This window comes from Bradyrhizobium sp. WYCCWR 12699 (assembly GCF_032144035.1).
In the GTDB taxonomy this organism is placed as follows: Bacteria; Pseudomonadota; Alphaproteobacteria; order Rhizobiales; family Xanthobacteraceae; genus Bradyrhizobium.
Map to the genome: position 1 here is coordinate 556,202 of NZ_JAVTJN010000032.1, position 24,306 is coordinate 580,507.

Consider the following 24,306-nt stretch of genomic DNA (forward strand, 5'->3'; position numbering starts at 1 on the left):
CTTGGTCAAACGAAGCGGCAATGGTTAGCAGCTTCACCGCACGGCGCCTAGCACCTCGCCGGACAGCAGCCATGCGGCACATGCCGGATCGAGGGGACGCCTGCCGCCGTGCGCGTTCCCCGCGCCTTTCGAAGATTTCACGCGGCGTTCTCACGAATTGTTGGGGAACGAGGCTTTCAAGACGGCCTCCTCCGGCCTAAATTATGCGTGCGTCGCGCGCCGCTCTGCAGCAATCCCGGAGCGATGCACTCAGCCAGGAGAACTCCATGACCACCCTGACCGAATGGAGAGTGCCGCCGGCCAATCAGCCGCGTGCGAGCGACTACGGTTTCGATCTCGACCGCGCGCTCGCATCCGTCGTCGGCCTGCACGCCATCATCCCGCCGGACGCCTTCAGCGCCGAGACGCTGGGCACCGAACGCGCCGGCAACGGCGTCGTGATTGATGACGGCCTCGTGCTCACCATCGGCTATCTCATCACCGAGGCGGAATCGGTGTGGCTGCATCTCGCCGACGGACGGGTGGTCGAAGGGCATGCGCTCGGCTTCGATTCCGTCACCGGCTTCGGCCTCGTGCAGGCGCTCGGTGCGCTCGACGTCGAGCCCTTGCCGCTCGGCAACTCGGCAGCAACCCGGATCGGCGACCGCGTCGTGGTCGGCGGCACCGGCGGCCGCACGCGCTCCGTCGCGAGCCAGATCGTGGCCAAGCAGGAATTCGCCGGCTATTGGGAATACCTGCTGGACGAAGCCATCTTCACCTATCCCGCGCATCCGAACTGGGGCGGCACCGCGCTGCTCAACGAGCGCGGCGAGTTGATCGGCATCGGCTCGCTTCAGCTGGATCGCGAACGCGACGGCAAGGCCGAGCACGTCAACATGATCGTGCCGATCGACCTGTTGAAGCCGATCCTGGAAGATCTGCGCAAGTTCGGCCGCGTCAACAAGCCGGCGCGGCCCTGGCTCGGACTGTTCTCGACCGAGATCGACAACCGCGTAGTGGTGATCGGAATCTCCGCCAACGGCCCGGCCGCGCGCGCCGAGCTCAAGACCGGCGACGTCATCCTCGCCGTCGACGGCGACAAGGTCACGAGCCAGACCGAATTCTACAAGAAGATGTGGTCGCTCGGCGCCGCCGGTGTCGACGTGCCGCTGACCGTGCACCACGAAGGCGTCACCTTCGACGTCACGGTGACCTCGACCGATCGCTTCAAGCTGTTGAAGGCACCGAAGCTGCATTGACTCCCCGCTGAAGGACGCCGCCAAGGAAGCTGCAATGAGCGAGGCCGTGATCGACGACATCGTGGCCGCGCTTCCGCCGCTGCTCAACGCGTTGGAGGCGCTCGGCTTCTTCGCCCGGCATTTGCATCCCCCGGCGTTTGCCTCCGTCATGAATGCAATCGGCACGCCGGACGAGGCGCTGCAGGCGGCACGCGCTGCGATGGGCGATTGGCCGGAGCAGTTCGCCGGCTTGCGCGCGCAACTGAATCGCGCCTGCGACGAGACGCTCGCCGCCTTTGCCGGCATCCGTGAGGTCGAGCGCGGCCATGGCGATCTCGTCGCGGTGTTCCGCGCGCTGCGCCATCTGCCGCGCGCGCAGGAGGCGCTTTATCCCCTTGCGGGGCAGTTTCCGCCGGTAAGCAGCTTCTTCCTCAACGCCGCCCATCGCGACGATGCGGACCTGTTATCCCGGCTCGAAGCCGGCACACGCGAAGACACCGGCATCTTGCACGATCACAACGAGCCCGGCAGCCGCGGCGGCTTCTCGGTCTATGTGCCCGAATATTACACGCAGGATCGCGCCATGCCGCTGGTGATGGCGCAACATGGCGGCAGCGGCAACGGACGCGGTTTTCTGTGGAGCTGGCTACGCGATGCGCGCAGCCTCGGCGCGATCCTGGTGGCGCCGACCGCGATAGGCCCGACCTGGGCGCTGATGGGCGATGACGTCGATACGCCCAATCTCATGCGCATCCTCGAAGCCGTGCGCAGCCGCTGGACCGTCGATGCCTCGCGCATGCTGCTGACCGGAATGAGCGATGGCGGCACCTTCTGTTACGTGAGCGGGCTTGAGGCCGCTTCGCCCTTCACCCATCTCGCCCCGGTCTCGGCAACCTTCCATCCGCTGATGGCGGAGATGGCGGACGCCACGCGCCTGCAGAGGCTGCCGATCTTCATCACCCACGGCAGGCTCGACTGGATGTTTCCCGTGCAGACAGCGCGCCAGACGCAGGCGGCGCTTGTAGCCGCCGGCGCCGATGTTACCTATCGAGAGATCGACGATCTCAGCCACACCTATCCGCGCGAGATCAACGCGGCGCTGATGCAGTGGCTGAATGGAAAGTGAACAACCTTTCCTTAGATGCGCCGCATGGCCGCGGAACCATCAGATCGGGCCGACGTTATCGCCCGTCACCGGAGGTTCGCAAATGCAGACGTTTTTAGGAATGATTTTGGGCGCGTTGCTGCTCGCGGGCGGCGTCTACGTCTATGATTCCATGCAGACGTCGTCCGTCGCCAACGGCCAGGTCGCGACCACCAATCGCACCATCGTGAACTGGGACGTGGCGAAGGCGGATTGGGATGCGCTGCGCGATCGCGCGCACAAGGACTGGGTCCGGATCTCGTCGAAGTAACGACGCCTTATCATGAACAAGGCGCCGTCGCGAACACCGCGGCGGCGCCTTTGTGTTGGCTGCGGTCGACGTGTCGGCGCCGATCGACGCCGTGCGCGTCAGTTCATCTTGGCCTTGCGAGCATCGGCGATGACCTGCTCGAACTCGGCCATGCTGAGCACGCCGGGCACGCGGTACTTGCCGACGATGAAAGACGGGGTGCCGTTGAAGCCGAAGGCCTCGGCCTGCTCGTTGTTGCGCTTGAGCAGCGCATCGATGTCGCTGCCACGACCGGCAAGATCGCGTTTCAGGCGGTCCATGTCGACGCCGGCCGCCGCCAGCAGCTCGTTGATGCGCGACTCGGTCAGGCGCGAGCTGACGCCCATCATGGCGTCATGGGCCTTATGATACTTGTCCTGGAATTTCGCCGCGAGCGCGGACCGCGCCGCCGTGACCGAGACCGGCCCGAGGATCGGCCAATCCTTCATCACCAGTCGCACCTTGCCGTCGTCCTGAACGACCTGGCGCAGCTCAGGCTCGAGCTTGCGGCAATAGGGGCAATTATAATCAGACCATTCGACGATGGTGATGTTGCCATCGGGATTGCCGGCGACGGGCGTATCGGGATCGCGCAGCACCTTGGCTTCGGTCAGCACCTCGTCGTCACCAGCGGCTGCCAGCGCAGAGTTGATCCCGCCCGCCGCAAGGGCGCTCGCCCCGATCAGCGTCAGAGCCGTGCGCCGCGTCGGCTCAAATGCCTTGTTCTTGATTCCGGCCATATCTCGTCCCGTTTCGGTCCCATCTCCGTCGATACGGTTCGGGACTGGGAATTGTTACAGGTCATATAGAGTGTCGCGGCGGCGATGTCATCGCACCAGCAGCGTGACGGCCAGGGGGACCAGGAACGAGGTCACCAAGGCGTTCAGGCTCATGGCGATACCCGAAAACACGCCCGCGATCTCGTCGACCTGGAACGCCCGCGCGGTCCCGATGCCATGGGCCGCAAGGCCGGCCGCGAATCCGCGGGCACGGTAATCGGTGACGCCGGTGCGGTTCATCAGCGGCGTCACGATGATGGCGCCCATGATGCCTGTGAGGATCACCGCGACGGCCGCCAGCGAGGGATCGGCATGCAGGGATTCGGCGATGCCCATGGCAACGCCGGCGGTGACCGATTTCGGCGCAAGCGACAGCACCACCTCGCGGGGAAGGCCGGCAAGCTCGGCCAGCAGCACCACCGACACCACGGCGGTGACCGAGCCCGCGACCAGCGCCACCAGCATCGGCACGATGGAGGCGACCACGCGCTTGCGGTTCTCGTAGAGCGGCACGGCGAGTGCGACGGTCGCAGGCCCGAGCAGGAAATGCACGAATTGTGCGCCGGCAAAATAGGTCGTGTAGGACGTGCCGGTCAGCAGCAGGAACGCGCCGATGATCCACATCGCATGCAGCACGGGATTGGCTAGCGGATGGCGTCGCGTCGCCAGCGACACCGCGTCCGTGGCCGCATAGACCAGCAGCGTCACGGTCAGCCAGAGCAGCGGCGACTGCGAGAGATAGACCCACAGCGAGAACGGATTGTCGCTCATGGCGCGTCCTGCTGCTTCAACAGGCGGCTGACCAGTCGAAAGGTCAGCACGGTCGCAAGCAGCGTGACGACCACGGAGAGGGCGAGCACCAGAACGATGGCGATGCCGTGGGCCGCGAGGAGATCGAGCTTCTGCACCACGCCGACGCCGGCCGGCACGAACAGCAGCGAGAGATGGGCAAGCAGGCCCTTGCTTGCCGTCTCCACGCCGTCGCCGCCGAGCGGCCCGCGCGCGATCAACGCAACCCGGTCGCGCACGAGCAGCAGGACCAGGAGCAGCAGCAGGCCGAGCACGGGGCCCGGCAGGGGCAGGCCGAGGCCGCGCACGACGGCTTCGCCGATCAATTGGCACAGCAGGATGAGGCCGAGACTTGCAAGCATGACCGCCGCATGAAGGGATGGGCCGGCAGGCTTGTCAATCGCGGCTATGCGCCGGACGGGGCCGGCGCGGGCGAGGCAGCAATGCGCGGAAGCATCGCCATCAACGTCGCTGTCATCGTGGCGATCGGCGTGATCTTGCCGTCATGCTCGGCGAACGCCCTGGCCTCGCAGAAGGTCAGCGTGCGGCCGGGCTTGACGACCTCGGCCTTGAAGACGAAGCGCTCGCCCCGGGCCGGCGCCAGCAGCGTGGTCTTGAACTCGACGGTGAGGATATCCGCCTCGCGCGGCATCAGGGTGAAGGCGGCAACGCCGCAGGCATTGTCCAGCCCGGCGGTGATGATGCCGGCGTGAACAAAACCGTTCTGCTGGGTGAATGCAGGCGAATGCAGCATCGCCAGCTCGATCTCGCCCGGTGCAAGGCGGACAATCACGATGCCGAGGGTGTGCATCGCCGGCTGGGCATCGAACATGGCGATGGCCGCTGCCCGATAGCCCGGGTTCTTCGGCTCGAACGCGGCCATGGTTCAGGCCTCGGCCGGCTCGGCAAGATGCCGCAAGGCGGTCTCGCGGACGGCATCGGTGAACGGTGCCGATTTGCGCTGGCTCCGGTCCATGTGCACGCCAGTGATCTCGCAAATCGCGGCGATCTCGCCGGTCTCGGCGTTCGTCATGTCGTGCCGGAAGCGGATCGACTTGTCGCGAACCTCGAGCAGATGGCTGCGGATCTCGACGATGTCGCCGGCGAGCAGCTCGCGCCGGTAGGTGATGTTCTGCTGCACGGCGGCCATGCCGCGGCCGGAGGACCGCAAGTAGCTCGGCGTCAGTCCGAGGCGCGCGAACAGATTCCAGTTGGCCTCGTCGAACTTGCCGACATACCACATGATGTTCATGTGGCCGACGTGATCGCACTGCCACGGATAGACCGTGCCGCGATAGGTTGCCTCCTGCTCCATCGCCATTCCCTGCCCTCGTGCGTCTTTTGATTTTGATACGGTAGCGTATCAGGGTGGCGGCGGGTTAGCAATACGGCACCGTATCAAGAATCCGAGAGGCCTACTTCATGAGCGACGGCAGGGGCGACGTCTGGGTCGAGGCTGGGTTTGCCGAGCTCGCCCGCTCGGGGGTCGAGGGTGTCAGGGTCGAGGTGCTCGCCAAGAATCTCGGCGTCACCAAGGGCGGCTTCTACCGCCGCTTCGCCGACCGCGCAGCGCTGCTCGAGGCCATGCTGCAGCGCTGGCGCGAGGGCCGCGCCGCGTCGATCGCGCAGCAGACGCGCCTCGACGGCGAGGAGCCCCGCGAACGGCTGAAGGCGGTGATCCAGCTCTATTCGGAGCGGCTCAATCCGGAAGCCATGGCGATCGAGCTCGCGATCCGGCAATGGGCCCGCTCGGACGAGACCGCCGCGGCGGCCGTGGCAAGCGTCGATGCCGCGCGGCTCAAGCACGTGGCCGAGCTCTATCGCGCGACCGGGCTCGACGCCGAGGCGGCCGAGGCACAGGCCTTCCTGTTCTACTGCTTCATCTTCGGCCAGAGCCTGTTGTTCGTCGAGCGCGGCCCGCGCAAGCGATCGCAGCTGGTGGCGAAATCGGCCGAGAAGCTGCTGGACTAAGCAAGATGGCCGGAGCTTTGCTCCGGCCATCGCGTCATGTCGAAACTCAGGCGGCGCCCTTCAGCTTCTTGGTGCATTCGCTGTAATAGCCGCCGCCCTTCTGGATCCACTTCAAGCCGCCATTGCCGTTGGTGGTCTTGTTAGCATTGTACTGGTCGACGCAGGTGTGCATCCGTGCCTTGCCGGGGGTCTCCTTGGCGTATTTCGGATCGACCGCGTTCGGATAGATCGCGGGACCGGCGGGCAGGGTCGGCGCGGCGGCGGGGGCCGCCTCCTTCTTCGCCTGCTTCGGTTCAGTGGGAGCGGCCGGAGCAGCGGGCGCAGCCGCAGTCGGCGCGGCGGCCGGCGTCGCATCCGCACCGCACTGGGCCTTGCGGAAGTCATTCCACTTCATCGTGCCGAGCGAGCCGTCCTTCTTGGCAGCCTGATATTTCGCGCTGCATTCCTGCGAGGTCAGCGCCTGCGCCGGTGCCGACAGCGCGAGCGCCGCAAATCCCGACAACGCAACCGCGCACAGCCATTTTGATTGAATGGTCATCCCTGGGTCTCCTCCTTGGTCTTCTCCCGACGGGGAAGTGAAATAACACTTGCTATCCTAGCGTGTCGGCTGCTTGCGACAAGGATGCGACGGCTTCTGCCGCCAAAATATAGTGACGGCCTCGTTCAGATTATTCATGTCGCGTTCAGCAATCCGAGCCGACGTTCGCGATCCCTCGCAATTCTCGCAAGATAGAGTGCAACACCATGACCCTCGCCTCCCGCCTCGCCGCCGTCGCCCTCGCCTCCCTGCTCGTCACCGGCACCGCCTTCGCACAGACCACCGCGCCGGCGGCCAAGACCGATGTGAAGACCGATGTGAAGACCGAGGCCGCGAAGGCGACGAAGGAGCGCACGGCCGAGTCGATCGAGTGCTCCAAGCAGGCGGACGCCAAGGGCCTGAAAGGCAAGGAGCGCAAGAAATTCCGTCGCGAGTGCAAGAAGGAAGCGAGGTCCGGCACCGCCGCGCCCGCTGCCCCTGCCGCCGACAAGAAGTAACCCTCGCGACCCTCCACGCGCGCCGGCGCGAGGCGCGCGCATTGCGGCATGACGAGCCTGCAATTGTGCGCCTCCCGCCGATTTGCGATAAGGCGGCGTGAAGCAGATCACCGCCTCCCTGCCGTTCGAATGGCCGAGCCGCGCCAAGCTCTTGAGCACGGCGGAGACGCTCGTCATCGGCACCGCCGGAGGCCTGGTGTTTCTCTTCGCCGGCCTGCCGGGCGGGCTGATCTCGGGCTCGATGATCGCAGTCGGCATCGCTGCCATCGCCGGCCGCCAATTGTCGTTGCCGCCGCTCCTGACCCAGACCGTGCTGGTGCTGCTCGGGATTTCGCTGGGCTCGGTGGTCTCGCGCCATCTGCTGCAGCAGCTCAGTGCCTATCCCCTCACCATCGGGCTGCTTGCGCTCGCGACCTTCTGCTCGACCTTCGGCTCGAGCTATTACCTCCAGCTCATCCATGGCTGGGACCGCACCTCGGCCTTCCTGGCCGGCAGCCCCGGCGCCCTGTCGCAGATCACGATCCTGGCGGTCGAGCGGGGTGCCGACCTGCCGGGCATCGCGGTGGTGCAGACCATGCGCGTCATCATCCTTACCGCCGCGCTGCCGATCGTGCTCGCGCTCGCGGGCGTCGCCCCCTCCGCCGCGCCGTCGCTGACGACGTCGATCATTGCCTCGCCGCTCGACCTCGTGGAGCTGGCCGCGGCCTCACTTGTAATGGCGCTGGTCCTGCGGCTGATCAGGTTTCCGGCGAGCTGGATGTTCGGCGCCATGATCGCCTCCAGCGTGCTGCATGGCGCGGGCTGGGTCGAGGGCGGCCTGCCGGACTGGGTGCGCGGCGTGGCGCTGGTCGGGATCGGCGCCCTGATCGGCAGCCGTTTCGCGCGGATGCGGATCAAGACGCTCGCCGGTCACCTCAGCGCGGCGCTGGGCTCATTCACGGTCGCGATCGCCGTCTCCGCCATTTTCGTCGGCATCATTGCGCTTACCACGCAGGTCAAATTCTCCGACGTCGTGGTCGCCTTCGCGCCGGGCGCGATGGATGCCATGCTGGCGCTGGCGCTGACCTTGCACATCGACCCGATCTTCGTCGGCGCCCACCATTTGTCGCGCTTCGTGTTCGTGACGATCGCAACGCCAGGCATCGTGCACCTGTTCGGACGCACCCAGGACGACGTCGACGATTGAGCTTCAGCGCTGCGCCGTCCGCACAAATCCCCACACGGCGATCGCGGCCATCAGCAGCGAGATCAGCACGTTGTAGCCGGCGAGCGAGAGGCCGAGGAAGCGCCACTGCACCTCGTCGCAGCGCACCACCTTCACGGTATCGAGCCGAGAAAAGAGATCGCCGGCGTTGCCGAGGTTGACGACGGGACCCGTGCAATCGGTCGGCCCCTTCCAGAATCCCCATTCGACGCCGGAATGGTAGGTGCCGAGCCCGGCATTGGCGAGCGTCGCGAGCGCGAGGATTGCGAGCCCCGCCAGCAGCAGCGGCCGCGGCGCGCCGCTTCGCGCGGCAAGCGCCGCGAGCGCACCGAGGGGAATCGCGAGGTAATAGGCATAGCGCTGCTCCAGGCAGAGCGGACAGGGCAGGATCTCCAGCACAAGCTGGAAGAACCAGGCGCCCGCGATGGTCACGGCTGCGATCAGCGTGACGAGCAGCGAGGCCGTCAGCGCAGGGCCGCCGGCAGCCGGCTTGAATGCAGGTATGGCGGCACTCTGGGTCGTCACGGCAGCCTCTTTCCTGGGGGTCGCGCCCTTTAGCCTCTAGCTCCGGTCCATGCGGCTGTCGAGAACGGCGGACATCACTTTGGCGCGGGTTGACCCCGCTTTGTCCATGGCTATAGTCCGCCGGCTTCGCGACGCTCCCTTCCAGGGCCGACCGAGGGCCCCTGTGGCGGAACTGGTAGACGCGCTCGACTCAAAATCGAGTTCCGCAAGGAGTGCTGGTTCGATTCCGGCCAGGGGCACCAACCAGGCTGTTCAAGCCCGTTCCGAAACGTCCGCAACCGTCCGCACCGTGCTCGGAAAGCCTTGAAAAATAGGCACTTCCGCGTACGTTCTAGTTCGTCACCGTTTGTTCTCCTCCGATCCCAGCCGCCCGATTTGCTGGTATTTTTGCTGGTATCGGGAGAACAAACGTTCACGGCGACTTTCGCTTTGCCGAATGAAGGAATTGAGCCGATGGGCGGCAAGAACGACGGCGCGTGCGCCAATCCCAAGCAGATTAAGACCGACGTCGACTGCCGCGCCGCCCGACCGAAATTCGACAATGGCGCGTGGAGTCCCGCTAAGATTTCCGACGTGACCGGCGGCTGGCTCTATCTCTTCGTCACGCCGGACGTGAGCAGGCCCGGCAACGCTGCCTCCAAGCTCTGGCGGATGGACTACCGTTTCCACGGCCGCCAGAAAACCTACTCCATCGGCCCCTACGGCAACGGCAGGGATGGCACGTTCTCGCTCGCAGACGCGCGGCGCGAGCGCGACAAGGCCAAAGACCTGCTCAAGGAAGGCAAAGACCCGAGCATCGAGAAGCAGCTCGACAAGCACAAGCAGGCCGCCGCCCGGCCTTTCGCGCAATGGGCCGATGAGTGGCTCGCCAAGAAGAAGGTGGAGAAAGTCAAGCGCGGCAGGATCGTCGCAGTGCGCGACCCCAAGACCGTCGAGGTGCTCGAGCTGCGCGTCGGCTACGTCAAGGCTCGCTTCGGCAAGCTGTGCAGGCAGGACATCAAGCGTCCCGACGTGCTCGCTTTCATGCGTTCATATGAAGCAGAGGGAAGGCTGGAAACCCGGGACCGAGTGCGCAGCATCGGCGAGCAGATCTGCGACTATGCCGACGTCGAAGGCGACGGCTACAATCCATTCCGCAACCTGAATGGACAGATGATTGCCAACATTTCGACGCCGCGTCCCGGTGTCACCGAACCACGCGACGTCACGCGCGTCTTCAAACTTATCAGCGCACCGTGGACGAGAGCGAGATTTGGTGACGTCGTTGGCCTTGCCTTGCGCTTCAATGCGCTGACCATTCCCCGCCCCGGCATGGTCAATGAAATGGAATGGGGCGAGGTCGATTGGGATGCCAAACGCTGGACTGTTCCAGCTCCCAAGATGAAGACCGGTTGGGACCATGTTGTGCCCTTGTCACGACAGGCACTCGCGATCCTGCGTAGCGTCCAGAAGCTGACCGGCCATCGCCGGTACGCGTTTTCCTGCTCGAAGGACGCGCCGCTATCAAACAATACGCTCAACAAGCGCTTGCGGCTGCTTGGCATTGATACCAAGACTGATCATTGTGCCCACGGATTCCGGACCACGTTCTCGACTCTATCTCACCACGAAGAGATCAAGGACGCCAAGGCATGGGATGGCGATGTCGTCGAGCTGCAGCTCGCACATCTCGATAACTCTACTGTGGAAGGTCTCTACAAGAAGCACGGACCCCTCGCGCTGATCGGCTCGCGCACGAAGCTGATGCAGCATTGGGCTGATCGGATCGACCACTGGCTCGATCCCAAGAAGGTGATGCCGATCAAGGGAGGCGCGCAGGCTTGAGTCGCCTATCATCAGGCCTGTTAAGTTGCCCAATTCAACCCGTCGCAAAGCTCATGTGATAATCGTCGACGCTTGTGCATCTCGTGCTGGAAGGATCGATTTCGCATCCGTTGCATCGCGTTGCGCTTGTCCGCCTGAGATAACCGCAACAGCCGTTGTCGCCTAGATCCAATGCTTTGCCGTGGCTTCGAACGGCCGGATACAATGGAGAAGCAGTGCGACGGAGAGAGTGTCAGTCAGCCCCCGCTGAAAGATAAAGCATTTTCGACCTTCCTGGACTACGGCCACGTCCGAAATATCATCTCCGGCAGCCGAAATTACCGGAAGGGTCATAATACTGTTTCGAAGAGGGGATGGTTGCGGGGGGTGCAACACCCGTATTAGTTCGAGGGCAATCCCACGGCCCGCAGCATGGCCCTGCTAATCGGCCCAATGTCGGATGTGGCTACCGGCCATAAGCGAAGCGGGGTGTCCAGCTTCGCTCCAATTCAGCATCCTCATCCTCCTCATCGAGAGGGGCTTCGGGCAGCCCCTCGCTGGTCAACACGGTCAAGGTGTAGCCGTATTTGCCAAGGCCGATGATCTCTTCATCAAGAGTGATCCGACCCGGGCCGTCGAACCATGTCGCCAAGTCGGTTTCACCAACGGCGCGTTCGGCGCGAAGGACATTCGCCGCATCCGCGTTGAACCTCTGCGTCGCTCCGTCGGGCAAAGGAGCGCCTTTTCGCAAGAACGCTAGCTTGCCGAGATTCTTGAAAGACTCCGAGGTAAACGCATATGCGATCTCGTTGCCCTTGCTGACGATGATCGCCATCGGATAGCTGCCGCACTCCGCGGCCCGAATCGCGGCAGCCGTGATCGAACAATGGGCCTTCTCAGCCAGCTTGAGAATGCCGTCGAGGCCGATCTGATAATTGGAGAGCAGGTTGCGTGTGAGATTGGACGGCAAGAGAAGGCCGCTGGCGAAGTGGTCAGCCTCCAGCTCGATCGACGTATTCTGTGTAAAATTGGCGCGGGACATGTGCGCGCCGCCGGCCTTGATAATCTCCTCGGGATGGCCCGGCAGGAACCAATGCCCCAGCTCATGGCCAATGGAGAAATTCTCGAAGCCTTCGTTGCCGTGCTCGGTGGAGTAGATGATGGTGGCCGAATCACCGGCGAAGATGATCGCGCCGGACACGCCCGTCACTTCGGCTGGTTTCGCCTGGATGACAATATCCCTGGCCTTGGCGATCTCTCGAGGTCTAACTGGAAACTGATTGAAGCCAAATTCCTCAGCGACCTTTTCGCCGTGCTGGGTTGCCATCTTCAACCGAAAGCCCGCCATGTTTCGCCCCCTATTTCTTGTCCTTAATCATTGTGTCGATGATGTTCTGAATAAAAAGTCGATCTTTTGCGCTCAGCTTGTCTTCGTCGCGAAAGGCGGTCGTCGCGGCTTGCGCCCCGAGTAGGTAGTCGGCCGAGACCTTCAGCGCCTTCGCGAGCGCTCGCACGTTGTCGAACGACGGCTTGCGGCGCCCAGCCTCAAAATGGGCGATGGCCGAAGGTTGCATGCCGGCTTCCCTGGCCAGTTCGGATTGGCTTAGCTCCCGCGTTTCGCGCGTTTTGCGCAGGCGAGAGGCGAAGTCTTTTGGTGCGCTTGACTCGGCCATGACAGATCGTATAGAGTTCCATGTCTAGATCGTCGACAGCCCCGCGGGGCTATTTCTTCGGCTCAGGCTATGACAGAGCGTATAGCTACTTATTACGATTTGCGAATCAGGTCAAGGAATCAGGAGTTGTGAGCATGGCAGGCAAGAATCAGCATGTCGTTCCGCACGGTGACGAATGGGCCGTGCGTGGCGAAAGGAATGAGAGGGCAACCTCGATCCATCCGACCCAGGGAGATGCCGAACGGGCTGCACGGGAGATCGCGATCAACCAGCAGAGCGAAGTCGTCATTCATCGGCCGGACGGTCGGATTCGCGACAAGAATTCCTACGGGCACGATCCCTATCCTCCGAAGGGCTAAGCGACATGACGCAGGTTGCAGTTCCTTCAGATAAACCGCCGATTCGTCGAATTCTCTCGATTGACGGCGGCGGCATCATGGGAACGCAGCCGGCGTCCTTTCTTACGTCTCTGGAAGAGGATCTCGACCGGCCCATCGGAGAGTATTTCGATCTGATCGCAGGAACGTCCACGGGCGGCATTCTGGCGATCGGATTGGCGATGGGTCTTCCCGCGCGTGATCTCCTTGACCTCTATGTCCGTCGCGGCCCACACATTTTTGGACAGTCGGGCGGCGCTCTGGCGAGCTTCGCCGGCGACGCGTGGCGTCGCCTCAAGCACATCGTCACCCCGAAGCATGACGCTGATCTGCTGCGGAGCGAACTCTCTACAGTTCTCGGCAGCAGGCGCATTGGGGATGCGAGAACGCGACTGGTGATTCCCGCATGGGATGCCGACCATCGCGGTGTCTATATTTTCAAGACAGCGCATCATCCCCGCCTCAAGACCGATTACAAGCGCCTCGCCGTCGATGCCGCGATGGCGACGGCCGCCGCGCCCACCTACTACAAGCGCCACCGGACCGCCGAGGATGTCGGTCTGCTCGACGGCGGCGTATGGGCCAACAACCCGATCGCGTTGGCGGTGGTCGAGGCCGTCACTTTGCTCGACTGGCCGGCCAGCAGTCTGCGAGTGCTGAGCCTGGGCTGCGTCAACGAGGTCTACATGATCGGCGAGGCGCCTGGTTGGGGCGGTCTCGCAAAGGATGTGACCCGCCTGTTCATGGACGGCCAGTCGCATGGCGCGCTTGGTATGGCGAAGTTGCTTACCGGCCATCAATACGAACGTGAGGCGATTTTCCGGTGCTGCCCGGATGTGCCGAAGGATTTCTTCAATCTCGATGACACGCGCAAGATCGCGCAACTCAAAGGCATGGGCGCCTCATCAGCTCGTAAGGAGCGTCCTCGCATTGAACCCGTTTTTCTGACGGAAACTGCCGAATCGTTCAAACCTATCTACACCGTGAAAGGAATTGAGCCATGAATCAGATGTTCACGGCGCCTCCCCAGACGCATCTGCTTTTGCGCAAAGCCGAGGTTTACTCGCTCCTCGATCAGATTTGCCAAGCGCTGGAGTTGACCGCTGCTCAGCTTGAGGCTGCGCGGACGAGCTACGAGGCTGTCGCGGAATGGCTCTCCGGGTCGGACAACCCTCTTCTGAAGTGGATCGATATTTATGCTCACGGCTCGACCGGCCTCGGCACGACGGTCAAACCGATCGGGCGCGAAGATTTCGACGTCGATCTCATCTGCAAGGTGCTGCGCTTTACCGCTGACCGGCCACCGGCAGAGTTGAAACGCATTGTCGGCGATCGCCTGAAGGAGAACGCGCGCTACGCTGCCATGCTCGAAGAGAAGAAGCGCTGCTGGCGCTTGAACTACGCACGCGAATATCATCTCGACATCTCGCCGACGATCAACAATGCCAAATGCGCCAACGGCGGCGAATTGGTTCCCGACAAGAAGCTGCGGGAATTCAAACCGACGAATCCGAAAGGCTACAAGGCGCTCTTTGAACGCAGGGCAGCCCTAATCCCCACCTTGCGGATGCAAAAGGCTCTCGCTGCCGAGGACCGTGCGGCCGTCGAGCCCTTCCCTGTGCATGGCACCGCCAAAGGCATCCTGCGGCGGACGGTGCAGATCCTCAAGCGGCATCGTGATGTGCATTTCCTGGAAGTCGTCGAGGAGATCGCACCGATCTCCATCATCATCACCACGCTCGCGGCACAGTCGTATGAGTATTGCGTCAAGAGCTTTGTTTTCGATTCCGAACTTGACGTTCTGATCGCGACCATTCGGTTGATGCCACACTTCATCGATAAGCCGGTCGTCAATGGTCGGCGGATCTATGTGGTGGCCAACGAAACCACGGTCGGCGAGAACTTCGCCGAGCGCTGGAATACTGAGCCGGCTCGCGCCGCCGCCTTCTACGAGTGGCATGCGAAGGCACTGGCGGACTTCGAGGCCCTTCCGGATTTGCAGGGCATCGACGTTATCGGCAAGAGCTTGGAAGGAAGCCTCGGGAGTTCGGTCGTTCGCAAAGTTATCGATGCTCGCACCGACAGCATTTCGCAGGCACGCACGGCCAAGAAGCTCTACGTCGCGCCGACGGTCGGGCTCACGCTGTCCAGCGCGGCCAATGCGACGCCGGTTCGCTCCAACACGTTCTTCGGTGACTAGGTGTTTTCGCGTGACCGCCCAGACCTGACGCCCGCGCAGCAGTTTATGTTTCTGCGCGCCAATCCCATCTGTACGGGGACAGGCCGGCTGCACGCGACTGGCTTTATTTGGGATTATCGTGACAGGCCGACGCCCCTTAGCCGTGAATACTCCATGCGCATTACATTTCAGCGGGGCGAAACACCAAGCGTCTTCGTCACGGACCCCGAGCTTTCGGCTTTGGCGGGTGAGCGGCCCCTGCCGCACGTCTATCATGATCCCCTGCGCCTGTGCCTCACGTTGCCAGGAACGCGCGAGTGGACCGGCACGATGCGGATCGATCAGACATTCGTACCCTGGGCCACAACGTGGCTTTACTATTTCGAGGACTGGCTGATCTCCGACGACTGGAAGGGCGGCGGCAAGCACCCCGATCCGACGGATAACGAGCGTTATGGTCGACGGGTGCGTCGCGCGACGCGGCAACCGAGGATCTGACGGCTATATTACAATACATGCGGCGTCCCCTTCTGCTTTGATGCTATCTACCTTAACTGACAACTTCCTCTCGCCTTCCGGCCCCTTATCCGCCGCCATGACGCACTTGAACATCGGCGGGACCAGCTTAGCCGGATCGGGAAGGCGCGGCTGCGAACGCGGTCCCGGCTAGAGCTTCGGAATAGGCAACGAAAACTGCGCATGGCGCGGGCCCAAACCGGCTTTACTATTCGGCCTATTGGAGAGCCGACAATGGGAACCCCGCTCTGACTCTTTCCTGAGGATGCTCTCCGAGGGCTACCCTTCGGCTCGCTTAGCGAAATGACGCACTCGGCGAGCCTTCAAAAAAGCTTCTGTCCGTCGCCATGAACCGCGCCAACATAGGCGCAATGAGTTTGGTCGAAGCCAAGCATATCGCTCGGTATCTCGGTTCTCATGATGAACACGTAATAGGAGCGCTATCTGGCGGCTCTATTGAGCAGTTTCTCTGGAATGATTCCGTCATGAAGCAAGGCACGCTTTAGCATCGAAATATCACGGCCGTTGTTCACCGCGATTGCGCCGGCAATTTTATCGTGACTATCGAGGAAGATTGCCGTCCAATTGTTCGTTTCAGGATCGTCCAGCACGACACTGCGGTCAGCATTTTGCAGCACTCCTAACGACTGAATGTTGTGTCCAAACTGGTCCGACCATAGCCACGGCGGCTCCGCATAATGCGAGTCAATCCCTGCCATGGATTTCGCCGCGACCAGCGATTGGCCCGAGGCCACCTTCCAGGACTCAAGTCGCTGACGAAACGCGCCGCCTAAGACGGGGTGTGACGTCACCTCTCCCGCAGCGAAGATCGCCGGATCAGATGTCTGGCAGCGATCATCCACGACAATACCATCATCGACGTCCAGCCCCGCGTCCGATGCAAGTTGGGTGTTGGGTTGAACCCCGATCCCGACAACGACTGCGTCGACATCTGCGAATGCATTCCAGCGCAATCGCAACGAACCATCATCCTGATGATGAATTGAATCGATCTTTGAGCCAAATTCGAACTGGACTCCGTTCAGGCGATGCAATTTCTCAGCCCAACGGCTCAGGATAGCAGGCATGCCGCGAGATAGTATCCGATCCGTCATCTCAAACAGAAAAACCTCGCAGGCCATCGCTCGAGCGGCGGCAGCAACCTCTAACCCAATGAACCCGCCGCCGATCACAGCAATTCGACGCGATTCCCGAAGCACGGATTTCAAGCGAACCGCGTCTTCAAGCGTTCGCAGATAGAGAATTTTCGAGCTTTGCCCGACGCTATCCGGCAATTTTCTCGCCCGCGATCCGGTCGCGAGGAGTAGCCGATCGTAAGCATAAGCATTTCCGCAAGCGGTTAGAATTTCGGAGCGGTTTCGATCGATCTGCGTCGCGGTTTGTCCGGGATGATACGAAATACCGTTCTCATGATAGGTCTCCGCGTTTGCCAGATAGCGCGGTGCGCCCTCGCCAAGGACTTCTTTGGACAGCGGCGGGCGATCATACGGCAGGCCGAGTTCGTCTCCGAGAATATCGATCTTGGCTTGTGGCGCCAACTCGCGAAGATGCACGGCGGCTGTGTGCCCCGCGAGGCCTGCTCCGACAATCACAAAACGCATTTTAGCGCTCCCTGTAGGGGAAGGGCACATTCGGCGCGCCCGTCCTCCTTATCCGCCGTTGACAGGCGCCGAGCACTCTCACATTCAATACCTTCAGCCGAAGGCTAGTTGGCAGATTCTGCTGATATTCATCTGCGACGCACTTGCTAGACGCTGTAGAAATCGAGCGCAGTGGCCATTTGATCGTTCGTAAGGGAAATCTTTTTGAATCCGATCAGCCAAGCCTCTCCAAGACGGCGCAGCCGAAATTCAAGGCGTCCGAAGTTGGTATGGCTTTTACAAGCGCGCGGATCGTACGTATGAACCGTGAAGCAGGCATTTCCCTCGATCGAATCCGTCGAGGCCGCATCGACCATGATGTTCGTATAGGAATGAACCGTGCGCGGAAGCGGCATCGCCGTGATGGACTTTCGCGACTGTATCCTGTCAATTCGGTCACTCAGCCCATATGAGTTCTCATGATATATCATTGAAAGCTCGCGGTTCGGATTGGACGTCGTCTCGTACTCGTCCTTCCAGGCCGGCACCCAGAAAATCGCATCGTCAGCGTAGAGCTTGACCCAATCGCGGAATTTCTTCTGATCCAGAAGTCTTGCCTCCGTGAAGAGAACGCGAGTAGCAATCTTCAGGTAATCATCCTCTGACATGTCGCTAACCTAGCCTTCCGAGGGATCACGAGTCATAAGGCGCAGCCATTCCCGGTAACCGGAATGAAAGCATGTCTCATCGCCGAACAGGGGCGCTCCATAGGTCCACCGATCAGGTGAAACCTGCAATTCGGAAGAGTAGTTGAGTGCCTCGCCGGACTTCGGCCTCAAGCCTCGCGCATACCCCTGCGTAGGACCAGCGAAACGAGCTCCGTAGCCGGTCTGGCAAAGCTCGTACATGACGTTGTCGTCGGACGTCGCAAGACCGCTCGGATTGAAGAAATCCTCATACAGACGGATGCGAACGCGGCGCGCCTCGTCACTTTCACCAACTGGGGCAAGACAGTGAGACGTAATCTCCGTCTTGTCCGGAGCCAATGGCCGCCACGTCCGCAACTGCAGCGTGCCGATATCAACGATCTGCAGGTTAGGATAAATCGTGAGATTGCGCTGACGAAACATCCACTTGAGCTTGTCTTCCCGAGTCTGCCCCTGAACCGTCGACAGAAGTTTGCCATCCTGATTGAGAGGGCGGAGCTTATAAACCCTTGACGCATGAATGGACCACATCATCGCGTGCCCCCTCGCCAGGCTGAAGCTTCCTTGCGCGTCGGGGTCGGTCTCTGTCGGATTCCACGGCTTTACTTCTAGCGGTCCTCTCCGCACTTCACGCTTCTTGAGAACGTCGATATACGAACTGTGCGTTGAAGCGAAGTGGTAATAATCAAGCCCGTTCTCGAACTGAAGCTTCCAATTGGCGTCGAACGTGTAGCTTACGTTTCCGTCAACGAACTCCAGCCCTTCGATGCCCTGATCGACAACGAGATCGATAAACGCGCGCGCGTCACCAAGATGCTCCTCTAGCGTCGGCACGTCGGGCGACACGCTTGCAAACAGAAGCCCTCGATAGCTTGCAATCTTGGGAACAGGCTTGAGGCCATGATCATCCGCAAGAAAGGACGGCGGATACTGGCCATCCTTCTCATCGGTCATCGAAACATTCTTGCCGGCACTATCGTACGACCACCCATGATAGCGACAAACATGGAATTTCTGATTGCCCTTCTTAAAGGGGCAAACGATCGCCCCGCGGTGGCGACAGGTGTTAAAGAAGCATCGAATTTCTCCAGTCCCGTCCTTTGTAATCAGGACGGGGTGGCGCCCGATGTACGTCGTCACGAAGTCATTCGGCTTGCGTAACTGACTTTCCAGCCCGACGAAAACCCAAGTCCCCTCGAAAACGTGAGTAAGTTCGCGCTCAAAAATATCCTGGTCGGTGAACACCGTCCGATCTACCCGAAATATTCCGTCATCGGGTCGATCGTCCAGCAGCTTCGAAACCATTTCGGGTGTGATTGGCCCACCTCTGACACCACCGTCGCTCGGCCTCACAGGGCTGGGTACTTCCGACCTGAAGCTGGTCAATTCGACCTCCTCTATTTTTCTTGTAGCAAAGCGGAGCGGCTATTTCGGACGAGATGGGGGCGTCACACAAAATGGCGACATCGTCGCCCCCCTTGCCGTTAAGTTAGGTTGACGCGTCGGGATTAGACGGTGCCGAGGTGACATCGATTTCCACAGCATCACCGGCGACACGAACAGGATAGGTTGCCAGGGCCGTTTCTGCTGGTGAGGTCAACGCCGCGCCCGTTCGAACATCGAAGCGGGCGCCATGAAGCGGGCACTCGATCTCGTAACCATCGAGCCAACCGTCGGACAGAAGTGCATAGGCATGAGTACAAACGTCAGACGTGGCAAAATACTCTTCGCCGCAGCGGTAGAGCGCAACTTTGCATCCGTTGATATTGAGCTGCTGAATGCTGTCATCCGACACATCTTTCGTAAGAGCGGCTTTTACCCAGTTAGTCATTCGAGTCGACGCTCGCTTTTGGATTGTTGCGAACTTCAGTTCTTTCCGAACATATTCTTCCAGGCCTCGGTGCCCGGCTTCGCTTCCCATTGTTTGCTGTCGGACAACGTATTTATGCCCGCCCTAACCCCCGGACGGTCTTTGATCGCCTGGTACCATCGATCAATGTTCGGGTACTCCGACAAGTCACGTCGATGCAGCTTTCGCGTGCGAACCCAAGGGAATGTGCTGATGTCAGCGATGGAATACTCGCCGGCGAGATATTCAAATTCGCCAAGGCGCTTCTCGAGAATGTTGTATATTCGACCAACTTCCCGATCATAACGTTCGATCGCGTAATCGATCTTCTCAGTCGCATACACCATGAAGTGGTGCGCTTGGCCCAGCATTGGACCCATCGTCGTATTCTGAAATACAAGCCACTTTAGCGTATCGTAGCGCTTTTCAGGATCCTGAGAGAGAAATCTACCGGACTTTTCCGCGAGATAGATAAGAACGACCGCGGATTCAAAAACTGCATATGGCTTGTTGTGCGGGCCATCGTGATCCACGATGGCCGGCACTTTGTTATTTGGATTGATCTTCAGAAATTCCGGATGAAACTGCTCACCTGCCGTTATATCAACCGGAACTACACGATACTCCAAGTCCAACTCTGCCAGCATTATGGCTGCTTTATACCCGTTCGGGGTTGGCCAGAAGTATAGATCAATCATCGCAGAGGACTCCTATCCGACGATCTTGAGCCCTGCTGGCTTGTCAACGATCAGCCCAGGGTTCAACATCCACTTCGGGTCCAGTTCGGTCTTGGCGGCTGCCAGCACACGGCGGAACAACGGATCGACTTCCTTGTCGTACCAAGGACGGAACGATTTTCCGACAGCATGGTGGTGCGTGATGGTTGCGCCGAGTTCGATTAGCGCGTCCGACGCAACGTCGTGGAGCATCTTATAGGCTTCAAGGCTGTTGGCGTGCGTCGAAGGAGCCATGATCGAATAGTAAGGAGCCGGGCCGTCCGGATACAGGAAGGAGAACCTGCGGCAGACGATGCCGCCGCCAAGATTTTCCTTCTGGGCCTTCCGGATGCGACGCATGATCTCGGTATCGACTTCTTCGAACCGATCCCAAGTGTAGGCAGTTTCGAACGTGAAGCTGACGATTCCCATCGCTGCGCGCGTATGCATCAACCGGGGCAGATATCTGAACTGGTGCCGCCAGTTACCCTGCGGCCCGCTACGGCTGGTCTCCAGCGCGTTGTCCGCAGTTCCCGCCTGTTGCTTCACGACGCCACCGAAGTCCTTGCAGATTTCGAGACTACGCTCCAGCCACGCGTCCACCGGATGGTCGGCGGATTCGAAGCCCAGCAACAGGACCGAATCGGTGCCGTCTCCAGCGCCGTAGAATTTGGCGTCCTGCTCGTCCAGATAGCGACAGTTCGCCGGGAACAGTCCTGCTTGGGTGATCTGACGGACGGCCTTGGCACCCTGATAGAACGTCTTGAAGGAGATCGACGCATTCGCACGGAATTTCACACGCCCCTGTAGACGCATCCATGCATCGGTGATGATGCCCAGCGAGCCCTCAGACCCGATGAACAGCCGATCCGGATTGGGTCCCGCACCCGAGCCTGGCAGGCGGCGGTTCTGGATCGTTCCCGCCGGGGTGACCACGCGCAGGCTTTCCACCATGTCGTCAATATGCGTGAGATGGGTCGCATAGTGACCGGACGAGCGGGTTGCGATCCAACCGCCCAGCGATGAGAATTCCCACGATTGCGGAATATGGCGCAAGGTGAGGCCATGCGGCTTCAGTTGTTCTTCCAGAGCCGGACCGAGAATGCCCGCCTGGATCCGCGCGCAGCGCGACACGGGGTCGACTTCGAGAATCTTGTTGAGGTTGCCCAAGTCGATTACGACGACCCCGGGAAAGGCGTCGCGCTCGGGACCCCAGAAGCCGCCGGTGACGCTCGATCCGCCGCCATACGGGATGCATGCATAACTATTTTCCCCGCACCAGTCGAAGATGGCAGCGATGTCTTCTTCGTCGCGCGGATAGGCCACGACGTCCGGAGCCTTCTTGAAATCGCGCCGGTAGATAAGGGTCATGTCCTTGAAACCCTTACCGTACGTATGAACAATTCTGTCCCATTTTTCCGAGGTACAGAAATCCTCCAGCGTTCGCGGGATCTTTATGCGCGACGCATAAAGTTCAATCTCGTCCAGAGTCGGGTCTGACAGAATTTCGATGTCTTTAATTCCAAGCCGCTGCTCCACGCGGTCTCGCATGGTTCGGATTTCGTCCTTGGAATTAGCTTCACCTTCATATCCCCACGACCAGAACTTCCTTCGCTGGCCGTAGTAGCCACTCTTTTCCTTCGCCACAGCGCTTCTCCTTCGAGATTTTCGACGTAAATCAACCATCCAGGTGCGCATGCGTTTTGGTAGACATCGCGATCTGGTTCGACCAAATTGGCATATCCAATTCGGTCGGTCAATGGTTCTCGGAGTAGATAAGCACCCCGGAGCTACGCCACCGCGACAACATTCGCCTTGACACCGCCGCCAAGAGCACGCTTGAATGGTATGACCAGATTGGATGTGCCAGATTGCAACTGATCTGCAAATAGAGAACTCACCTCATTTTTTGATGAGCGGGCGTTCAGCGGCCTTTTTCACATAGAGAGGGACAAGAGCGTGGTGCTGTCGGACCAAGCCAATCTGCATGGTGAGCGCGCCCTCCAATGGACCGCGTCATGCTGAGATATCTAATTCGTCGCCTTGTCGCCCTTGTGCCGACGTTCCTGTTAGCGAGCGTTATTGTGTTCTCGGCCATTCGCCTGATACCGGGAAACACGATCGACATGATGATGTCGCAGAACGACATCTCGGCCAGCGTCCAGACCCGCGAAGATCTTATCAAGGCACTCGGGCTCGATCAGCCGGTCCTTGTACAATATTGGCACTGGATCAGCTCGATTGTGTTCCACGGAGATTTCGGTCGCTCGCTTTGGACGGGAGATAGCGTCACCCGCCTCGTCGCCGAGCGCATGCCGATTACTCTGTATCTAGGCGTGCTGGCCATGATATTCGCGCTCTTGATCGCGCTGCCCGTCGGGATCATCTCGGCGATCCGGCAAAACAAGCCGGTCGATTATCTCGGCCGTGTCTTTGCCATCACGGCCCTGTCCGTCCCGCCTTTTTGGCTCGGGACATTAGTGGTGGTCGTGCCGGCGATGCTCTGGGGGATCGCTCCGACCGTGCAATATGTTCGGCTGACCGACGATCCCCTCCTTAGCCTCCGCCAGATGGTGCCGCCCGCCATCGTCCTCGGCATCGCCTTGTCGGGAGTGACGATGCGGATGACCCGCACCATGGTCCTCGAAGTCATGCGCCAGGATTATGTCCGTACAGCTTGGAGCAAGGGTCTCGACGAGCGGACGGTCGTCCTGCGCCATGTCCTCAAAAACGCGCTTCTGCCGGTCATAACCATCGTCGGGTTGCAGTTGCCCCTGCTGATCGGTGGCGCGGTCGTGATTGAGCAGATCTTCGTGATCTCCGGTATGGGCCAACTACTCCTGATGGCGGTGTCGCAGCGGGACTATCCGGTCATTACGGGCATCTTTCTTCTCGTGGGCGTCGGCGTAATGACGATCAACCTGCTCGTCGACATCAGCTACGCCCTCCTAGATCCCAAGATTCGTCAGGGCTGAACGCATGACTATCGAGTCACCTCTGAAGATCGAAACAGGTCCCGGGCGAGGCGCTTGGGCAGCACCCGTCAGGACTTTCTTCAGTCGCCTTTTTAAGCAGGATATCCTCGGAACGGTTTGCGCCGGCCTTCTCGCCGCGATCGTGGTCTGCGCACTCTTGGCACCTTGGATCGCACCGTACGACTTCGACGCGATCGACCTTACATCGCTGATGCAAGGGCCGTCCTGGTCGCACCACCTCGGCACAGACGAACTCGGACGCGACATCCTCAGCCGCATCATCTATGGAGCCCGTACTTCCGTTATCGTCTGTATCACCGCCGCGCTGCTATCGCTCGCCCTATCGGTCACGCTCGGGGTTCTGTCCGGGTATTTCGGCGGACGTCTCGATGCCCTGGTTCAGCGGTTCGTCGATACCTGGCAGAGCTTTCCCGACCTAATCGTGCTGATCGCGGGCGTCGCGGTTCTCGGCCCCGGGATCGTGCAGATCATCGCCCTCCTCGGCATCCTCTACGGCGTTGCCGGTTCGCGCATCGTACGCGGCGCGGTCCTGTCGGCGCGCGAGCAACTGTACGTGCAGGCGGGCCATTCCTTCGGCGCCGGTAACTGGCACATTATTCTCCGGCACATCCTGCCGACGATCGCCGCGCCCCTCATCGTGCTTTACACCACGCGCCTCGGCGGCGTGATCCTGGCCGAATCGAGTCTCAGCTTCCTTGGTCTTGGTGTGCCACCGCCCGCACCCGCGTGGGGCCGTATGCTGAGCGATGCCCGCCCTTACATGTTCGAGAACGTCTGGATGGTCGCGGCCCCTGGCCTCGCGATAACTCTGATCGTTTTTTGCGTGAACATCTTCGGAGACTCTCTCCGCGATCTTCTCGATCCACGCGGAATAGTGCGCAATTGAGCGAAAAACCATAACACTAAGGAGGAGCAAGGAATGGTAGGCCGACATCT

At 60.8% G+C, this 24,306-nt stretch carries 29 protein-coding genes and 1 tRNA gene; 14 read left to right on the forward strand and 16 right to left on the reverse strand.

What is annotated here, in order from left to right:
- Positions 1 to 266 precede the first annotated feature (266 nt).
- The 3 genes from RPS27_RS17460 (at position 267) to RPS27_RS17470 (ending at position 2,632) form a co-directional block, all read left to right on the forward strand.
- Positions 267 to 1,238, forward strand: a complete 972-nt coding sequence (locus RPS27_RS17460) for a S1C family serine protease (RefSeq protein ID WP_211418707.1) — start codon at positions 267 to 269, stop codon at positions 1,236 to 1,238.
- Positions 1,239 to 1,272: 34 nt separating this feature from the next.
- Positions 1,273 to 2,343, forward strand: a complete 1,071-nt coding sequence (locus RPS27_RS17465; RefSeq protein ID WP_212065881.1) for a phospholipase — start codon at positions 1,273 to 1,275, stop codon at positions 2,341 to 2,343.
- Positions 2,344 to 2,425: 82 nt separating this feature from the next.
- Positions 2,426 to 2,632 carry a hypothetical protein gene (locus RPS27_RS17470; RefSeq protein ID WP_194405823.1) on the forward strand — a complete coding sequence of 69 codons (207 nt, stop codon included), beginning with the start codon at positions 2,426 to 2,428 and terminating at the stop codon, positions 2,630 to 2,632.
- A gap of 98 nt (positions 2,633 to 2,730) precedes the next feature.
- Here RPS27_RS17470 and RPS27_RS17475 read toward each other — a convergent pair whose 3' ends face one another.
- The 5 genes from RPS27_RS17475 to RPS27_RS17495 all read right to left on the reverse strand — a co-directional run bounded on the left by RPS27_RS17475 (position 2,731) and on the right by RPS27_RS17495 (position 5,533).
- Positions 2,731 to 3,390 carry a DsbA family protein gene (locus RPS27_RS17475; RefSeq protein ID WP_212065880.1) on the reverse strand — a complete coding sequence of 220 codons (660 nt, stop codon included), beginning with the start codon at positions 3,388 to 3,390 and terminating at the stop codon, positions 2,731 to 2,733.
- Positions 3,391 to 3,477: 87 nt separating this feature from the next.
- A complete protein-coding gene (locus RPS27_RS17480; RefSeq protein ID WP_211418709.1) occupies positions 3,478 to 4,200 on the reverse strand; it encodes an LrgB family protein in 723 nt (240 codons plus the stop codon).
- A complete protein-coding gene (locus RPS27_RS17485; protein WP_212065879.1) occupies positions 4,197 to 4,580 on the reverse strand; it encodes a CidA/LrgA family protein in 384 nt (127 codons plus the stop codon). Before RPS27_RS17485 ends, RPS27_RS17480 begins: the two co-directional genes overlap by 4 nt.
- A 44-nt stretch (positions 4,581 to 4,624) precedes the next feature.
- Entirely contained in the window at positions 4,625 to 5,101 is a 477-nt protein-coding gene (locus RPS27_RS17490) for a PaaI family thioesterase (RefSeq protein WP_212065878.1), read from the reverse strand.
- Positions 5,102 to 5,104: 3 nt separating this feature from the next.
- Complete coding sequence (locus tag RPS27_RS17495; RefSeq protein WP_212065991.1) at positions 5,105 to 5,533, reverse strand: acyl-CoA thioesterase; 429 nt, start codon at positions 5,531 to 5,533, stop codon at positions 5,105 to 5,107.
- Positions 5,534 to 5,640: 107 nt separating this feature from the next.
- Here RPS27_RS17495 and RPS27_RS17500 point away from each other — a divergent pair, with 107 nt between their 5' ends.
- Entirely contained in the window at positions 5,641 to 6,189 is a 549-nt protein-coding gene (locus RPS27_RS17500) for a TetR/AcrR family transcriptional regulator (protein ID WP_211418712.1), read from the forward strand.
- 46 nt (positions 6,190 to 6,235) lie between these two features.
- On the opposite strand, the gene RPS27_RS17505 is transcribed toward RPS27_RS17500, so the two are convergent.
- On the reverse strand, positions 6,236 to 6,727 hold the full coding sequence (locus RPS27_RS17505; protein ID WP_211418713.1) for a hypothetical protein: 492 nt from the start codon (positions 6,725 to 6,727) through the stop codon (positions 6,236 to 6,238).
- 206 nt (positions 6,728 to 6,933) lie between these two features.
- On the opposite strand from RPS27_RS17505, the gene RPS27_RS17510 reads away from it, so the two are divergent.
- Together RPS27_RS17510 and RPS27_RS17515 are read left to right on the forward strand one after the other, a co-directional pair.
- Positions 6,934 to 7,224, forward strand: a complete 291-nt coding sequence (locus RPS27_RS17510) for a PsiF family protein (RefSeq protein ID WP_194405816.1) — start codon at positions 6,934 to 6,936, stop codon at positions 7,222 to 7,224.
- Positions 7,225 to 7,321: 97 nt separating this feature from the next.
- The gene (locus RPS27_RS17515; protein WP_212065876.1) at positions 7,322 to 8,410 is read left to right on the forward strand and encodes an AbrB family transcriptional regulator; all 1,089 of its coding nucleotides are present in this window, start codon (positions 7,322 to 7,324) and stop codon (positions 8,408 to 8,410) included.
- A 3-nt stretch (positions 8,411 to 8,413) separates the two neighbouring features.
- On the opposite strand, the gene RPS27_RS17520 is transcribed toward RPS27_RS17515, so the two are convergent.
- Complete coding sequence (locus RPS27_RS17520) at positions 8,414 to 8,953, reverse strand: disulfide bond formation protein B (RefSeq protein WP_212065875.1); 540 nt, start codon at positions 8,951 to 8,953, stop codon at positions 8,414 to 8,416.
- Positions 8,954 to 9,110: 157 nt separating this feature from the next.
- Between RPS27_RS17520 and RPS27_RS17525 the strand changes: the two genes are divergently transcribed.
- A tRNA-Leu gene (locus tag RPS27_RS17525) sits at positions 9,111 to 9,195 on the forward strand.
- Between the two features lie 211 nt (positions 9,196 to 9,406).
- Positions 9,407 to 10,777 carry a tyrosine-type recombinase/integrase gene (locus RPS27_RS17530; RefSeq protein WP_006018774.1) on the forward strand — a complete coding sequence of 457 codons (1,371 nt, stop codon included), beginning with the start codon at positions 9,407 to 9,409 and terminating at the stop codon, positions 10,775 to 10,777.
- Between the two features lie 445 nt (positions 10,778 to 11,222).
- On the opposite strand, the gene RPS27_RS17535 is transcribed toward RPS27_RS17530, so the two are convergent.
- On the reverse strand, positions 11,223 to 12,104 hold the full coding sequence (locus RPS27_RS17535; RefSeq protein WP_006018773.1) for an ImmA/IrrE family metallo-endopeptidase: 882 nt from the start codon (positions 12,102 to 12,104) through the stop codon (positions 11,223 to 11,225).
- A gap of 10 nt (positions 12,105 to 12,114) precedes the next feature.
- Entirely contained in the window at positions 12,115 to 12,429 is a 315-nt protein-coding gene (locus RPS27_RS17540; protein WP_013500416.1) for a helix-turn-helix domain-containing protein, read from the reverse strand.
- 134 nt (positions 12,430 to 12,563) lie between these two features.
- On the opposite strand from RPS27_RS17540, the gene RPS27_RS17545 reads away from it, so the two are divergent.
- The 4 genes from RPS27_RS17545 to RPS27_RS17560 all read left to right on the forward strand — a co-directional run bounded on the left by RPS27_RS17545 (position 12,564) and on the right by RPS27_RS17560 (position 15,483).
- Entirely contained in the window at positions 12,564 to 12,788 is a 225-nt protein-coding gene (locus RPS27_RS17545; protein WP_006018771.1) for a DUF2188 domain-containing protein, read from the forward strand.
- A gap of 5 nt (positions 12,789 to 12,793) precedes the next feature.
- Positions 12,794 to 13,810, forward strand: coding sequence for a CBASS cGAMP-activated phospholipase (locus RPS27_RS17550; RefSeq protein ID WP_006018770.1), 1,017 nt, complete (start codon positions 12,794 to 12,796; stop codon positions 13,808 to 13,810).
- Positions 13,807 to 15,006 carry a nucleotidyltransferase gene (locus RPS27_RS17555; protein WP_006018769.1) on the forward strand — a complete coding sequence of 400 codons (1,200 nt, stop codon included), beginning with the start codon at positions 13,807 to 13,809 and terminating at the stop codon, positions 15,004 to 15,006. The genes RPS27_RS17550 and RPS27_RS17555 overlap by 4 nt, the downstream gene beginning before the upstream one ends.
- A 153-nt stretch (positions 15,007 to 15,159) precedes the next feature.
- Entirely contained in the window at positions 15,160 to 15,483 is a 324-nt protein-coding gene (locus tag RPS27_RS17560; RefSeq protein WP_192817750.1) for a hypothetical protein, read from the forward strand.
- A 313-nt stretch (positions 15,484 to 15,796) separates the two neighbouring features.
- Here the strand turns inward: RPS27_RS17560 and RPS27_RS39730 are convergent, their stop codons facing one another.
- The 7 genes from RPS27_RS39730 to RPS27_RS17590 all read right to left on the reverse strand — a co-directional run bounded on the left by RPS27_RS39730 (position 15,797) and on the right by RPS27_RS17590 (position 22,021).
- Positions 15,797 to 15,865 carry a DUF2274 domain-containing protein gene (locus RPS27_RS39730; RefSeq protein ID WP_244438006.1) on the reverse strand — a complete coding sequence of 23 codons (69 nt, stop codon included), beginning with the start codon at positions 15,863 to 15,865 and terminating at the stop codon, positions 15,797 to 15,799.
- Between the two features lie 76 nt (positions 15,866 to 15,941).
- Positions 15,942 to 17,123 carry an NAD(P)/FAD-dependent oxidoreductase gene (locus tag RPS27_RS17565; protein ID WP_006018767.1) on the reverse strand — a complete coding sequence of 394 codons (1,182 nt, stop codon included), beginning with the start codon at positions 17,121 to 17,123 and terminating at the stop codon, positions 15,942 to 15,944.
- Positions 17,124 to 17,269: 146 nt separating this feature from the next.
- The gene (locus tag RPS27_RS17570) at positions 17,270 to 17,770 is read right to left on the reverse strand and encodes an aromatic-ring-hydroxylating dioxygenase subunit beta (RefSeq protein WP_006018766.1); all 501 of its coding nucleotides are present in this window, start codon (positions 17,768 to 17,770) and stop codon (positions 17,270 to 17,272) included.
- A 9-nt stretch (positions 17,771 to 17,779) separates the two neighbouring features.
- A complete protein-coding gene (locus RPS27_RS17575; RefSeq protein ID WP_237863165.1) occupies positions 17,780 to 19,114 on the reverse strand; it encodes an aromatic ring-hydroxylating oxygenase subunit alpha in 1,335 nt (444 codons plus the stop codon).
- A 184-nt stretch (positions 19,115 to 19,298) separates the two neighbouring features.
- The gene (locus tag RPS27_RS17580; protein WP_006018764.1) at positions 19,299 to 19,640 is read right to left on the reverse strand and encodes a non-heme iron oxygenase ferredoxin subunit; all 342 of its coding nucleotides are present in this window, start codon (positions 19,638 to 19,640) and stop codon (positions 19,299 to 19,301) included.
- A 35-nt stretch (positions 19,641 to 19,675) separates the two neighbouring features.
- A complete protein-coding gene (locus tag RPS27_RS17585; RefSeq protein WP_006018763.1) occupies positions 19,676 to 20,356 on the reverse strand; it encodes a glutathione S-transferase N-terminal domain-containing protein in 681 nt (226 codons plus the stop codon).
- Positions 20,357 to 20,368: 12 nt separating this feature from the next.
- On the reverse strand, positions 20,369 to 22,021 hold the full coding sequence (locus tag RPS27_RS17590; RefSeq protein WP_006018762.1) for an FAD-binding oxidoreductase: 1,653 nt from the start codon (positions 22,019 to 22,021) through the stop codon (positions 20,369 to 20,371).
- A 371-nt stretch (positions 22,022 to 22,392) separates the two neighbouring features.
- Here RPS27_RS17590 and RPS27_RS17595 point away from each other — a divergent pair, with 371 nt between their 5' ends.
- Both RPS27_RS17595 and RPS27_RS17600 read left to right on the forward strand, forming a co-directional pair.
- Positions 22,393 to 23,349, forward strand: a complete 957-nt coding sequence (locus tag RPS27_RS17595; protein ID WP_006018761.1) for an ABC transporter permease — start codon at positions 22,393 to 22,395, stop codon at positions 23,347 to 23,349.
- A gap of 4 nt (positions 23,350 to 23,353) precedes the next feature.
- Positions 23,354 to 24,256 (forward strand): ABC transporter permease, encoded by a 903-nt coding sequence (locus RPS27_RS17600; protein WP_006018760.1) that lies wholly within the window; start codon positions 23,354 to 23,356, stop codon positions 24,254 to 24,256.
- Positions 24,257 to 24,306: the final 50 nt, after the last annotated feature.

What these genes read in the sequence shown, in the direction of transcription:
- RPS27_RS17460 (WP_211418707.1), top strand. Translation starts at nt 267, where the DNA reads ATGACCACCCTGACCGAATGGAGAGTGCCGCCGGCCAATCAGCCGCGT.
- RPS27_RS17465 (WP_212065881.1), top strand. Translation starts at nt 1,273, where the DNA reads ATGAGCGAGGCCGTGATCGACGACATCGTGGCCGCGCTTCCGCCGCTG.
- RPS27_RS17470 (WP_194405823.1), top strand. Translation starts at nt 2,426, where the DNA reads ATGCAGACGTTTTTAGGAATGATTTTGGGCGCGTTGCTGCTCGCGGGC.
- RPS27_RS17475 (WP_212065880.1), bottom strand. Translation starts at nt 3,390, where the DNA reads ATGGCCGGAATCAAGAACAAGGCATTTGAGCCGACGCGGCGCACGGCT.
- RPS27_RS17480 (WP_211418709.1), bottom strand. Translation starts at nt 4,200, where the DNA reads ATGAGCGACAATCCGTTCTCGCTGTGGGTCTATCTCTCGCAGTCGCCG.
- RPS27_RS17485 (WP_212065879.1), bottom strand. Translation starts at nt 4,580, where the DNA reads ATGCTTGCAAGTCTCGGCCTCATCCTGCTGTGCCAATTGATCGGCGAA.
- RPS27_RS17490 (WP_212065878.1), bottom strand. Translation starts at nt 5,101, where the DNA reads ATGGCCGCGTTCGAGCCGAAGAACCCGGGCTATCGGGCAGCGGCCATC.
- RPS27_RS17495 (WP_212065991.1), bottom strand. Translation starts at nt 5,533, where the DNA reads ATGGAGCAGGAGGCAACCTATCGCGGCACGGTCTATCCGTGGCAGTGC.
- RPS27_RS17500 (WP_211418712.1), top strand. Translation starts at nt 5,641, where the DNA reads ATGAGCGACGGCAGGGGCGACGTCTGGGTCGAGGCTGGGTTTGCCGAG.
- RPS27_RS17505 (WP_211418713.1), bottom strand. Translation starts at nt 6,727, where the DNA reads ATGACCATTCAATCAAAATGGCTGTGCGCGGTTGCGTTGTCGGGATTT.
- RPS27_RS17510 (WP_194405816.1), top strand. Translation starts at nt 6,934, where the DNA reads ATGACCCTCGCCTCCCGCCTCGCCGCCGTCGCCCTCGCCTCCCTGCTC.
- RPS27_RS17530 (WP_006018774.1), top strand. Translation starts at nt 9,407, where the DNA reads ATGGGCGGCAAGAACGACGGCGCGTGCGCCAATCCCAAGCAGATTAAG.
- RPS27_RS17535 (WP_006018773.1), bottom strand. Translation starts at nt 12,104, where the DNA reads ATGGCGGGCTTTCGGTTGAAGATGGCAACCCAGCACGGCGAAAAGGTC.
- RPS27_RS17540 (WP_013500416.1), bottom strand. Translation starts at nt 12,429, where the DNA reads ATGGCCGAGTCAAGCGCACCAAAAGACTTCGCCTCTCGCCTGCGCAAA.
- RPS27_RS17545 (WP_006018771.1), top strand. Translation starts at nt 12,564, where the DNA reads ATGGCAGGCAAGAATCAGCATGTCGTTCCGCACGGTGACGAATGGGCC.
- RPS27_RS17550 (WP_006018770.1), top strand. Translation starts at nt 12,794, where the DNA reads ATGACGCAGGTTGCAGTTCCTTCAGATAAACCGCCGATTCGTCGAATT.
- RPS27_RS17555 (WP_006018769.1), top strand. Translation starts at nt 13,807, where the DNA reads ATGAATCAGATGTTCACGGCGCCTCCCCAGACGCATCTGCTTTTGCGC.
- RPS27_RS17560 (WP_192817750.1), top strand. Translation starts at nt 15,160, where the DNA reads ATGCGCATTACATTTCAGCGGGGCGAAACACCAAGCGTCTTCGTCACG.
- RPS27_RS17565 (WP_006018767.1), bottom strand. Translation starts at nt 17,123, where the DNA reads ATGCGTTTTGTGATTGTCGGAGCAGGCCTCGCGGGGCACACAGCCGCC.
- RPS27_RS17570 (WP_006018766.1), bottom strand. Translation starts at nt 17,770, where the DNA reads ATGTCAGAGGATGATTACCTGAAGATTGCTACTCGCGTTCTCTTCACG.
- RPS27_RS17575 (WP_237863165.1), bottom strand. Translation starts at nt 19,114, where the DNA reads ATGGTTTCGAAGCTGCTGGACGATCGACCCGATGACGGAATATTTCGG.
- RPS27_RS17580 (WP_006018764.1), bottom strand. Translation starts at nt 19,640, where the DNA reads ATGACTAACTGGGTAAAAGCCGCTCTTACGAAAGATGTGTCGGATGAC.
- RPS27_RS17585 (WP_006018763.1), bottom strand. Translation starts at nt 20,356, where the DNA reads ATGATTGATCTATACTTCTGGCCAACCCCGAACGGGTATAAAGCAGCC.
- RPS27_RS17595 (WP_006018761.1), top strand. Translation starts at nt 22,393, where the DNA reads ATGCTGAGATATCTAATTCGTCGCCTTGTCGCCCTTGTGCCGACGTTC.
- RPS27_RS17600 (WP_006018760.1), top strand. Translation starts at nt 23,354, where the DNA reads ATGACTATCGAGTCACCTCTGAAGATCGAAACAGGTCCCGGGCGAGGC.